Source organism: Paenibacillus sp. J2L1-98 (assembly GCF_056269405.1).
This window is the reverse complement of sequence record NZ_JBWDNW010000027.1, coordinates 61,165-73,327: the sequence shown is the minus strand read 5'-3', so window position 1 is coordinate 73,327 and position 12,163 is coordinate 61,165. Positions and strand designations below refer to the sequence as shown.

At 45.0% G+C, this 12,163-nt stretch carries 7 protein-coding genes and 1 pseudogene; 1 reads left to right on the top strand and 7 read right to left on the bottom strand.

Annotated elements, in window-relative coordinates:
- Positions 1-292 precede the first annotated feature (292 nt).
- The 4 genes from AC0YNZ_RS27810 to AC0YNZ_RS27795 all read right to left on the bottom strand — a co-directional run bounded on the left by AC0YNZ_RS27810 (position 293) and on the right by AC0YNZ_RS27795 (position 6,016).
- Complete coding sequence (locus AC0YNZ_RS27810) at positions 293-787, bottom strand: hypothetical protein (protein ID WP_475829688.1); 495 nt, start codon at positions 785-787, stop codon at positions 293-295.
- Between the two features lie 511 nt (positions 788-1,298).
- Positions 1,299-2,576 (bottom strand): extracellular solute-binding protein, encoded by a 1,278-nt coding sequence (locus tag AC0YNZ_RS27805; protein WP_475829687.1) that lies wholly within the window; start codon positions 2,574-2,576, stop codon positions 1,299-1,301.
- Positions 2,576-4,411, bottom strand: coding sequence for a sensor histidine kinase (locus AC0YNZ_RS27800; RefSeq protein WP_475829686.1), 1,836 nt, complete (start codon positions 4,409-4,411; stop codon positions 2,576-2,578). The genes AC0YNZ_RS27805 and AC0YNZ_RS27800 overlap by 1 nt, the downstream gene beginning before the upstream one ends.
- A gap of 21 nt (positions 4,412-4,432) precedes the next feature.
- On the bottom strand, positions 4,433-6,016 hold the full coding sequence (locus tag AC0YNZ_RS27795; RefSeq protein WP_475829685.1) for a response regulator transcription factor: 1,584 nt from the start codon (positions 6,014-6,016) through the stop codon (positions 4,433-4,435).
- A 600-nt stretch (positions 6,017-6,616) separates the two neighbouring features.
- Here AC0YNZ_RS27795 and AC0YNZ_RS27790 point away from each other — a divergent pair.
- Complete coding sequence (locus tag AC0YNZ_RS27790; protein WP_475829684.1) at positions 6,617-9,325, top strand: glycoside hydrolase family 31 protein; 2,709 nt, start codon at positions 6,617-6,619, stop codon at positions 9,323-9,325.
- Between the two features lie 481 nt (positions 9,326-9,806).
- Here the strand turns inward: AC0YNZ_RS27790 and AC0YNZ_RS27785 are convergent.
- The 3 genes and pseudogenes from AC0YNZ_RS27785 to AC0YNZ_RS27775 form a co-directional block, all read right to left on the bottom strand.
- Positions 9,807-10,097: pseudogene (locus AC0YNZ_RS27785) on the bottom strand (transposase); the annotation flags it as partial.
- A gap of 118 nt (positions 10,098-10,215) precedes the next feature.
- Complete coding sequence (locus tag AC0YNZ_RS27780) at positions 10,216-10,419, bottom strand: hypothetical protein (RefSeq protein ID WP_475829683.1); 204 nt, start codon at positions 10,417-10,419, stop codon at positions 10,216-10,218.
- A gap of 63 nt (positions 10,420-10,482) precedes the next feature.
- Positions 10,483-12,051 carry a DL-endopeptidase inhibitor IseA family protein gene (locus tag AC0YNZ_RS27775; protein WP_475829682.1) on the bottom strand — a complete coding sequence of 523 codons (1,569 nt, stop codon included), beginning with the start codon at positions 12,049-12,051 and terminating at the stop codon, positions 10,483-10,485.
- Positions 12,052-12,163 lie beyond the last annotated feature (112 nt).

Here is a 12,163-nt window from a genome sequence, read left to right as displayed (position 1 = left end):
TCCTGGATGATGGAATTTTTAGGGCTATGACCCGTTGCGTACTTCCATCGTACCGAGGCGCTCGTTTTTTTGCAAAGCGGAAATTTAACGCTCTACAGGAATGCTATCGTACCCGTTAGCTTAATGCTCAACTGCCCGCGATGCGGTTGGTTATTACGGTTGTGTCCAGCTCATTCTACTTCCATGCTACTGAAGTGCCTTTCCAAATCTACTCCTAACTGTCTGGACCGAGGGCCGAAGGGCCCGAAAGCGTGAATATGGTGTTAGTTGAAGTCATTGGCTTCCTGTAAATTCAATCAAGATCTAATTCCTTTAATATCCTATCTAAAAGCTTTTCTTCTTCAATCAACTCTTCTTCCTGTTCTTTAGAAAATTCATATTTATTTTTATTATCCTTAATTTCATTCAAGCAATTAACTCTAACAGTCTCAATATATTTCTTTTCCACGTTCCACAAATCAAAAACTAAATATAAAGCATCTACGAAATAATTAATAAACGTTTCTAATGGGGATTTAGAGTTGTAAATTTCTTCATATGGTAGCCATACTCCATAGTTTAAATGCTTTGTTCTCTTAGTAAGTTTTTGTTTCTTTACTTCTATTACTTTTTGATCTTTTTTAGTAGAGATTATTAATGAAAAATAAACGTCAGTACGTAAATCTTCAAGACCATAAGGTTTAATAATCAAATCTAATATTTGAGATTGAATAAAATGTAACACCTCAAATCTCACTTTGAAAAATACTTTGGGTTCATAATAAAAAGATGAAATACTAAAATTCATTTGTGGTACCTCTCTCTTTATTCGTATTTCAATGATTTCACCCAACGTCTAATTCACAAACTTTGCAGATACTTCAATATTTTACATATTCGTGAATCGGTTGAATTATCCTGCCCGTTAGCTTAATGACGTACCTGTCTAATACTTTTTCTTTGGTTCGTAAACTATTCATTATAATCCACTTCGCTAAATTGATTTAAGAAATGCTTTACCACGTCAACGTAATGAACCATATCATAAGTAATCACGTTGCACTAACGGGTACGATAGTTGAGAGAAGCAGAGCGCCGCAGCACTCTGCTTCTTTCTTTGAAGTACTGGCCGCAGCCAAACGGAGGATTTCATCCCAATAAGCGCGGATGTGTTTCACATTTACATTTCTACCGGTCAGACTAGGGTCCTCCAACCAAATGACGTAAACCCATGCTATGACATTAATTACGTAAGCTCCATTTGCCATGAAAGACAAGCCGATAGGCCAGTCTTATCAATCAATTATTCACAAGCCTTTTTAATCAGGATTTGCAGCATCTGCAAGCAGCCGGTCAATTTTTTCTGCCGCACGCGTAAGCCCTTCCTTCGCCGAGATTTCGCCCAAGAAGATTTTACCTAAATAGAGGCTGTAAACCTCATCGATTTTTTCCCAATTTCTTATCGCCGGCCTCTGGACAGCATTGGCCAGAGCTTCCTGATAGGGATGGATGTACGAATCCCGACTCACCTTCATCGATTGGGCTGCTTCCCTATTGGTCGGTAAAAGCCCGCTTCTCGATATCATCAGCTGAGCTTCTTTCCCCGTCATCCATTTCAGAAATGTCCAAGCCGCCTCCGGATGCTTGCTTCCCTTCGTAATCACCAGATCTTCCCCGTCTGCAAGGGAAGAAGGCCCTTTATCATTGGGGAAAGGTACGGGAATCGTCAATTTAATAGCCCTTTGCAATTCCGTATCCGTCCAGTTGTTATAAAACCAGGGACCTTCGTCCGTGATGAGCACGTTGCCACTTTTGACACCCTCCCAGTTGTCTGCGCCTTCTTCCCCCAACGTGCCGTCAATCAATCCTTCTTTGTAAAGGAGACGCAGCTTTCCTACGGCCCGGACCGTCGCTTTTCCATTTAAATAACCGGTCGTCTTGCTGAACGCAGCATCCGCAAATGTTCCGCCAAGGCTGTATATGAACGGGAGCGTTCTCCAAGTATCCAATCCCCCCAACCCGACGATGTAACGCTTTTGTCTGGCCAGCTCCAGAATTTCTTCCATTGTCCGAGGGGGCTCCGAATACCCTGCCCGCTTCAAAAGTGTACGGTTAAAGATGGCTGCCGGAACATACATATCCATAGGGAGGGAATAAGATTGATTCTGATGAAGGGCTGCCGGCATCACTTCACGTGTAAGCAAATCACGGAATTGCCGGAAATCAGGAAATTCATCTAAAGGGAAAAGCAAATTGTTTTTATAAAAATCAGGGACCCAATCCTTTTTCATCCGGACCACGTCAGGCCCCCGGTTGGAAGAAGCGCGGGCAATCAATATGTTTTTCAACCCATAGATGTACAGCTGCCGTACAGGCATTATTTTTATACCGGGAAATTGGCGTTCAAAAGAAGGAATCATTTCCCTCTCCAAAATGCGGCTTTCTTCATCGCTGTAGGTATGCCAAAATTCGATCACCTGAACTTTGCTTCCTTGAAGTTTTCGAGCTTCATCCGGATTGGTAATGACCTTCGATTCTCCGCAGCCGGAGGCAAGAACCGCGATTAACAAAATGAATATTTTCCATTGACGTGCCATTATGCCTTTCTCCTTCCATTCCCGAAACTGAATGGCACAGGGCTTCCAAGCAATATACGAACGGTCGTACCGTTTTCGGAATTACTCATAACCGACCACTCCGAACATCCGGCATAATAGTATCGCAGCGTATCATAGACATGCCGCAGACCGATGCCCATTTCCCCTTTGGCTATGGCCTTCTCCGGTTCATTCAACATCTTCAGCTTTTCTTCCCCGATCGCCTGTCCATCGTTCGTCACGAGAAACTCTGTACGGTCGCCGAATGTATGAACACGGATCGAGATACGGCCGTCCGCATCTTTCGGAATGATGCCATGGATGATGGCGTTTTCCACCAACGGCTGCAGCAGCATACGGGGAATGACCAGTTTTTCCATGCCCTGTTCCATGTCCACATCCAGTCTGAAGGCTTTTTCGTAGCGCAGCTCCAAGATGGCAATATATTTCAGCAGAAAATCCAGTTCCTCCTCCAGGGTGATCATGCTTCCGCTTTTACCCATATGTGAATCCAACAATACGATCAATGCCGACAGCCCTAGACCAACACGATCATGCTGATTCGATTTGTTCAGCCACCAGAACGTGCTCAGCGTATTCAACAGGAAGTGGGGATGAATCCGATGCATGACGGCCCTGAGTTCCGCCTGCAGTTTCTGACCCTGCTCTTCCTCGACCTGATGTATGAGCTGTTCGATTTCCTGAAGCATGCTGTTAAACTGCCTGCTCAGGAGACCAACTTCATCCTTGGACTTCACGTCCGTTCTCACCGTTAAATCACCTTGTTGTACTTTCCGCATATCAAGGGTAAGCTGATGGATGGGCTTCGTTACCCTGCCGACGATCAGCAGGCCGATGCTGATGGCAAGAAGGGTAAGAAGTCCTGCGGAAATCAAGATGAAGGAATATAACGCTTTTAGCTCTCCGGTAATTTCATGAACCGGCACCGTCCCCACGATCATCCATCCATTGCTCAGCAGCTGCTTGACCCCATAATACGGCACTCCGTTAAAGGTATAATCGAACTCTGCAAGGTCGCTGCCCACAATTTTTTGAAGCAGATCGGGGTTTTCCACTCTTTTGTTGATCAGGCTGAGGTCGGGATGGATCATGATCTTGCCTTCCGGATCCACTACGAAAAACTTTCCCGTCTCCCCCAGCTTTAGCTGCTCAATGATATTTAAGATCGAGTGCCCGTCCAAGTTCACCTGAATAAACCCTATACGATTCATATGATTAAAATCTTTAAGAACCCTACCGACAGGAAGAACGAGATCCCCATTGCCGCTGGTCCCCGTCAAGACGTCATACTGCAGCCCCTGCCAAACCAGATCGCCGTCCTTCCGTTTCGCTTCCGTTATCCATTCCTGATCGGATACACGCATCTGCATCTGCAGGTACAAGGAGGGATAATACACAAATGGGGAAAAGGTGCCGCCACTCCCCATACCCCTGCTATCTTCCTTCAGCACATAAACATTTTTGACAAAGGAATTCGAGAAGAGAGTTTGGATTAACATGTTTCTCATATATTTAAAAATCTGGCTCTGCTCTTTAGGTGTACTTCTGTTTAGTTTGATGACCGCGTTCTGGATATCCAGATTACTGTAAATAGAATCCGATGTATCGTTTCCTGAGTTAAAAATAAAAGAGAGAGAATCGGCCGTCTGTTTGACGATTTCCAGGGCGGATTCGCGCACATTCTCCTTTACGCTAAACAAGGATTTCATATAAAAAGACATAGAGATAATTAATGCAAAAAAAATGATCACGAACATAAAGGCCAGTATAATTTTAAAAGCAAAGCGATTGTAAAACCGGAAAGTTCCAATCATACGCCCCACCTTATCCGTTTTTTAATCGACAGGCGAGCCTAGGCTCTTGTGCTTTTCCCTGTATTCCATTGGAGTTAAACCCGTCATTTTTTTGAACAGCTTGCTGAAATATCTCCCATCATTGAACCCGGACGCTTCGGCTACGCTATAAATTCGCTCGTCGCTCTCCGCCAAAAGCCTCTTCGCTTCCCGGATCCGAAGTTCTATTAAATAATCGACAAAATTCCGGCCGGTTTCCTTTTTGAAAAGGAGGCTGAAATAATTTTTACTGACATGCACGGTATCCGCTGCGCTCTTAAGTGTCAAGTTCTCGGTATAATGGTCGGCTATATATTCCAACGCCTTCATGATCAATGGCCTTCCGTTTCCATTATCGTCCAGCCTCGGTAATATGGGTTTCCCGATTTCCTCCAGATCGCGTGCCAATAGGGAAGCCATTTGATCCAGCGTCTCGGTTCGGTGCAGCAAATCGAGACGCTCAGGAAGCAGGGAGGCTGCGTCTGCCTGCAGATAATAAGCGCCAGAAAGCAGTTCGCACGCTTCCTTCTTTACTTGCTCCGGATCCGAGCCTCCGCTTCTCCAAAGTTTAAGCGCATATTCAACCGCGGAGAAAACCGACTCTTGATTACTAATGATTTCGTAGAAGGATTTCTTATCCGGCGTTTCCGGTTCATGCTGCGAAGTGATCGCCGTTCCCCGGCCTTCATTCGGTGCTTCCCATAGATGAATGCCCCCCAGTCCTTCAAAGAATCTTTTTTGGCAGGCCATACGGCTGTCGGCAAAACCATCGAGGATCCGGCTTATCCCTTGCACAGTTCGGCAGCCGATAGACGTAGAAATTCCCAGTTCAGCTTCCACGGATTGTTTCCACAGCCGGAGTCGAAATGGCGTATCCTCGGCGTTCTCCGAAAACACAAGAAACATGCTGCTTTCCGGCAACAGCATGGCGATACCCTCATCCATCCTTTCGTAAAACAATTTCTGCAAATCCTCCAGCAGTAACTGTACATGCAGGTCTCCGTCATTCTCTCTTAATTCACCGGCCCTATCCAGCATGAGGTAGACACAAGCATAGCGCAGATCCAACCAAACAGGAGCCCAATCGGTCGACGAAAGCGGAACCTGTTCCTGGACGATCAGCCTCTTGATTTCCTGTTCGATAGATTTCCGTTCCCGGTAGCAGGCCCCTTGTTGATAATGGTTCAGTTCAGCTTCCTTCTTGCATTCTTCATTCAGCATGGAAATACAACGCAAGAGGACGGCGCGAAGCTCCTCCGGTTTCAAAGGCGCTTTCAGCAGGTAATCGACGGCCCCCAGCTTAAGACCCTCTCTTACATATTCAAAGTCGCTGTAACTGCTGAGCAGGATCACTTTAAGCATGGGATTTAGCTCCAGCGCTTTTTTCATGAGTTGGATACCGTTCATCAAAGGCATTTTTATATCTGTAATCAAGATATCGACCGTGCAGTTCCCCATAGAAACGAGCGCTTCTTCCCCATTGGCACAAAGCGCATGGACCTTCATATTTTCTCTTTCCCAATCAATAATACTTTCGATTCCGAATCGGATGATCTGCTCGTCGTCCACAATGAGTACCCGATACATTACAGTCCCCCCCTTATCCGTCCATTTCAAAAAGGTTTCCCCCATAAAGATGCTGTTTCTATTTAAAGTGTAAATGAATAACAATACCAAAAGCATTATTTGGAACATGTGAATTACCGCCATCGCCTTAAATTTCCATTAAATTGCTTATTTTATACAGTAAGGTATGCGGATTCGAGTCAATGTCTTAGGTTACTGAAATCAGTATAAATAGTTGAGTGACGTTGTCACAAGGTCATTGGTTACTGTGATTACAATAAATAATTGAGTGTCAAAAAAATACAGGAACACTCAATTTAGCATGTCTCACATTCCAAAGAACTATGATTTTTGCACTTTCTGCATCTGTTTGCCGTGAAAAAAACTTTTTTTGCGATAATGCTCTGCACTTCGCCAAGGCTTACAAAACGGCTCTGAGCCTGCATTCTTGTTATCTGCCTCGCAACCAAACCATCTCGCCGTAAACGCCGCTGCCTGGTTTTCGACCTCTCTCGACATTTTTTTCATACGGAAAGCCCATGGTTCCCGCCCCAATTTAGCATTTATATTTTAGGGACCCGAATTACAGGGAAATTTATTGATGAAATGGAGAGAGATGCAATGTCGCGTAAACAGCGTATGAAGAAAATGGCACCTTTACTATTAGCAACTGCTGTTCTGTTTTCAGGTAATACCGTTTCGGCTGCAGAGTGGGTCAAACCGGAAGGGGCCCAAGTTTGGGAAGGCAAGATGGTCGATGCGAACGGGAACTTGCAATTTGTACATGAAGAAAGGCCTTTGGATAAAAGTAAACTGCAAACACCGATGACCGTGCAAGGAGTCGAACAGCTGGACAACGGCGTGAAACTGAATTTGGGTGAAATGGAAGCCTATATCCGCCTGCTGTCCTCCGATATTTCCAAAGTATCGATCCTTAAAAAAGGTGAAAAAGAATTCACTTCCCTCGGGATCGCGAAAACAGATTGGGCAATGCCTCAATTCAGCGTTAAAGAAAATAACAAGAATATTGTCTTGAAATCCGACAGCTTGACTATAGACATCAACAAAAGCCCGTTCGGTATTAAATATTTGGATAAAGACGGCAACGTCATCAACGAGGACGCGGATCAAGGCTTTGGCTACGAAAACGGCAAGCCTTACGTGTTCAAGAAAACCGACAAGAACGAAGACTTTTACGGATTCGGACAAAAAACAACCGGCTTGAACCACCGCGGCAAGGATATTGCAGTATGGAACCGTGAGAATATGCCGGAACCGGTCTCAAAATACACATTCTCTTCCATTCCGTTCTTTATCGGGTTGAAAGGCGACAAGGCATACGGTATTTTGTTCGATAATACGTACCGTTCCTATTACGACATGGCGAAAGAAAGTGACGATTACTACTACTTCTGGGCCGATGGCGGTAAATTGACTTACTATTTCATCAACGGACCGCAAATGAAAGACATCGTTAACCGGTATACCGATTTGACGGGTAAAATGCAGATGCCGCCGCAATGGGCAATGGGCTTCCATCAGTCCGCTTGGGGCTACCATCAGAAGGATATTGAGCAAGTCGCCAAAACGTATCGTGAAAAGAAAATTCCGATTGACGGCGTCATGCTGGACATCGAATGGATGGACGATTATAAAAACTTCTATTATGGCGCTAAATTCCCGGATCCGGCCGGCATGAACAAACGTTTGCACGATAGTGGGTTCCATTATACGTCCATCATCGACCCTGCCATTCGCGTACCTGACCCGGGACAACCGAAATATCTGCCTTATACCGAAGGGACTCAAAAAGACCTTTGGGTTAAAAATCCGGACGGTACCGACTACTTAGGTAAAGTTTGGCCTTGGGGCGTCCCTTCCAAGTCCGTATTTCCTAACTTCATGAAACAAGCAACCCGCGACTGGTGGGCGGATTGGCATAAACCGATGTTTGACTCTGGCGTCGACGGCGTTTGGAACGATATGAACGAACCGGCTAACTTCAGTACGGAAAACTATTGGACCCTGCCATTGGATAAAGTTTTTGAACAAGACAATGGTGAAAAAATGACGCACGAAGAAGCGCATAACCTTTACGCCCATACTGAGGCACAAGCGACAGATCTGGCTTTCAAAAAGCATAAAAAGAATGTACGTCCGTTTATCTTGACCCGTGGTTCCTTCACAGGTACGCAGCGTTACGCTACCGCAACCTGGACAGGCGACAACTGGAGCAGATGGGAAATGCTTAGAATCTCCATCTTCCAAGACGCGAATGTCGGCTTGACCGGTATGCCAATGGTCGGAAACGATATCGGCGGCTTTGCGAAAAAGCCTCATGAAGGAGTTGTCGCAACACCGGAATTGTTTGCACGTTGGGTTCAGGTCGGCGCATTCTATCCGTTCTCCCGCGACCACTACAACAATGATGGCAAGAGCCCGATGGAAACAGACGCGGCTCAGAGCTTGAAATGGGGCAGACAGGAACCATGGCAGTTCGGCAAAGAAGTTGAAGACATCAGCCGTAAGTACATTTCCATGCGTTACGAACTGATGCCTTACCTTTACAACGCGTTCAAAAATGCGCATGAAAAGGGCAACCTGATTTTCCAGCCGCTCGTATACCAATTCCAGGCTGACCAAAATACGCATGATATCCAAGACCAATTCATGTTCGGCGAATCTCTGATGATGGCTCCGATTGTTTATGAAGGCACTACGTCCCGTGACCTTTACCTGCCGGAAGGCGCGAAATGGGTAGACTACTGGACCGGTGAAGTATTTGAAGGCGGACAAACGATCCACAAAGAAGCCGATCTCGGAACGCTTCCGATCTACGTCAAGCAAGGTTCCATCATTCCTCGCCGCGAAGTTCAGCAGTACGCAGGGGAGAAAAAATTGACCAATCTGATTCTCGACACGTATCTGGAAAATAAAGCATCTTACAGCTTCTATGAAGACGATGCGAACACAGAGGATTACAAAAAAGGCGAATTCAACGTTACCGACTTCAACGTAGAGAAAAAAGGGAACACCATCGAGTTCGGGCAAAACAAAACGACTCAAAAATACACATCCGACATTCAGTCCTACACGCTGAAGCTTCATCAGGCTGTAGAACCGAACAAAGTACAAGCTGCCAACAACAAATATGCAAAAGCCGGCAGCCTCGAAGAATTAAAAAAACTGGAAAGCGGCTACTTCTACGACGGGGCAGAGAAAGTGCTGTATGTAAAAATCCCTGTTAACGAAAACCATAAAGTAAAAATCTATAACTCTCTTCTAGATGTTCAAGCGAATGTAAATGCAAAAGTTTCTCTAAAGAAGTAAGCTTTAAAATGAATTATATGAAAAAGGGGCTGTCCCGTAAGCCATGAATATGGCTGAGGGATAGCCCCTTTTCTCTGATTTGTAAAACAAAAAGAAACCATCCTTTGGTAAAATGGAGCTGCCACCCAACCATATACTAAAAGGAGAGGTTTCTTTTGATTTATGAATGAAGTTTTGTCTGCGTTCCGAGCTTGCTTTTCCCGAACCGCTACAAGGCGGGTACTTGAAGAAGGTCGCCAGTCGCTCCAGTTGAGTCAAATCAGCCGCGCGATCCGCGACCGTCAAGAAGAAACTGATGCAATCTAATCTTCCACATCAGATGCGACCGTCACCTCAACATCCCATTAGGGTGTGCCCTATTGGGATGCTGTATCAGAAGAAAATAAAGTTTTAGACCGTTATTTTTCTTCCATTCTTCAATAACAGGAACGAAAGCTTAACAACAACACCAATAAGGTTGCCGATACCGATCAGTGGCCTTTTCTTCCGGGATGATCCCAATGAACCACTTGTAGGCCAAGTTCACTTGCGTTTCTTGTACCACCCGTTCGTCTGAGAGATTGTAGAGGATTTGCAAAAACAGCAGCCGAAAGAGCGGTTCGGGCTCATTCGCAGGTCTGCCATAATATTTACAGTAAGATTGCTCTACCAACTCGTGAATAAATCCGAAATCTACGGCCATATGAATCTTGCGCAGCAGATGGTCTTCCGGTACAAGTTTATATAACTCCGCATGAAATGATGCGGTTAATTGTCTGGCAGGATATAACAACAATACTCAATTCACTTTTCCTTTTTCCCCAAGTATACAACAAACCCAATACCGGCGCGGTACTGGGACGTTTTTTACAGATAATGTATTCGTTTTGCAGGTCTCTCATTTGAGCGACTCATTTTATCGTAAAACTTTTCGGCTGTACCGGCGTCCCCTTAACAATGTCCTTAACGGGCAGCGGCCACGTCTCAGATCCGTTCCGCACCCGGACATAATCAGATATCTCCGAATCCTCTTCCGGCTCCAGAACGCCCTCATGGGTCGCCATTGTGTCGAGCTCCAACACAACAACCTGGCCCAAATAATCGCCAATACGCATCGTCCATCCCCCTCCCCTCGACACAAACGGCAAATGCTGACCATTAGCAAAAAACGAATAAAGTCAATGATCAACCTTTTCAATGGATGCTATTTTCCAATGATGGTCCCCTTCATCCAAATTTAAAACAAACTTCACGGTCTCGTCGTCTTTGGTCATGGTTACAGTTTGCGATGTGTCGTCAGACTTTATAACTTTAAATTGAACATCAATAAAAGCATAACCATAGGGGAAATTAAAGGTGTCTTCAAATACCGACATGATATCATACTCACTCTTCATATTGGGCACCTTCATTTGCTTTATTTCTTCCCCGGCTTCCAAATATACAGCTTCGATATAGGTTTCAATAAGTTCCTCCGCACTCTCCGGATAGGTAGATTTCTCAAAGGATTGGATGGGCTCGTCGAAGCTCTTGCCGTTCCAATAGCTCGTATAAAGCACTCTATACTTCGCGAAATGTCTGTAAGCGACAATCTTATCGTATACTCCGTCGTCGTCCTCGTCCTCTAATAGATCCGCTCCGGATCCGGTAGCAGAGGCTCCATAATAGAGCGTGACGATTTCATTTTCACGAACCTCATAAACTTCCGCACCTTCAAGCCCCACACCATTTGAAATGCCGGTATAAATATAGCTTTGTTTGGCATCCTCCAGTTTGATTAGGCTAAGGTCGGCAATATAGTATCCACCGGACTCTATATCAGATTTTAGCAGCTTATAACCGGACTGAATGTCGCGGATCACATAAACTTTAGCATATTGATACTGATCCGGATATTGCTCTTCCTCCTGGCCATAGCCGACAACATACTCCATGTTCCCGTCTTCGTCAAAATCATGGCTTATTATTTTGATAATACTGTTGCCGCCCCCTCCACCGTCCAATTCCTCCATAAAACTCAACAATCCTTTTGGTATTTGTACGGTACCGTTAAGAGTATCAACCGAAACCGGTTCGTTCCTGTTCCCATCGCCGAGTGCTGCCTGCCCGTTCTGCGTATCCTCGTTTATGTAGTCTAAAGAGTCTTCTTTCCAGCCGTTCTCATAAATGTAATGTCCCTCATACGTCTCATAACTGTCATTAATGCCATCAAATACCTGAATTGTTGCGTCCGCACTTTGGTCTCCTGCATGGAATTCAATTACTTTTGCCGTATCCCAATCCAGACCGTCTACACCTTCCCAAGGCGCAATCCCCATTTTTCCATCGATCTCAGCCATTAGCCCGCTATCCATACTTGCACGAATCTGATCCTGTGCATGCTTTACAGTGATTGCCGTCCTGAGATAATCCACAATTTTTTTCCTTGTATCAAATTTTTCGCACATATAATAGATTGCAAGCCGCTGGGTTTCACCTGATGGTATGGCTATCTTCCCTTCATCATTTTCACTGCAGCTCCAAGCATTAGACGAAACAAAAACATCCTGCCGTACTTGTTCAGCCCTCTTTCGTATGGAAAGCACATCAGCTTCGGTTATTTCGCGGTTTTCCGCTTCAGAGTAAGCTGCTTCCGGTTTGCTCGTCTGCGAATGTTCTGATGCTCCTTTATCGGAAACTGCCGTCTCCCCCTTACATGCCGTAAGCATTAAAAAGATACACAACAATACTACGGTAAGCTTGTTCATTATTTTCGTCCCCCCATAAGGTTCTAAGCATTATATTCCGGCATCCACTCCTCTTAACTTATTCAATATTCAGCGGGTCAGTAGTATTTCCTCTATCCTGAAAATTCATTAT

Excerpts from the sequence above, each read along its gene's own strand:
- AC0YNZ_RS27810 (WP_475829688.1), bottom strand. The coding sequence starts at position 787 with ATGAATTTTAGTATTTCATCTTTTTATTATGAACCCAAAGTATTTTTC.
- AC0YNZ_RS27805 (WP_475829687.1), bottom strand. The coding sequence starts at position 2,576 with ATGGCACGTCAATGGAAAATATTCATTTTGTTAATCGCGGTTCTTGCC.
- AC0YNZ_RS27800 (WP_475829686.1), bottom strand. The coding sequence starts at position 4,411 with ATGATTGGAACTTTCCGGTTTTACAATCGCTTTGCTTTTAAAATTATA.
- AC0YNZ_RS27795 (WP_475829685.1), bottom strand. The coding sequence starts at position 6,016 with ATGTATCGGGTACTCATTGTGGACGACGAGCAGATCATCCGATTCGGA.
- AC0YNZ_RS27790 (WP_475829684.1), top strand. The coding sequence starts at position 6,617 with ATGTCGCGTAAACAGCGTATGAAGAAAATGGCACCTTTACTATTAGCA.
- AC0YNZ_RS27780 (WP_475829683.1), bottom strand. The coding sequence starts at position 10,419 with ATGCGTATTGGCGATTATTTGGGCCAGGTTGTTGTGTTGGAGCTCGAC.
- AC0YNZ_RS27775 (WP_475829682.1), bottom strand. The coding sequence starts at position 12,051 with ATGAACAAGCTTACCGTAGTATTGTTGTGTATCTTTTTAATGCTTACG.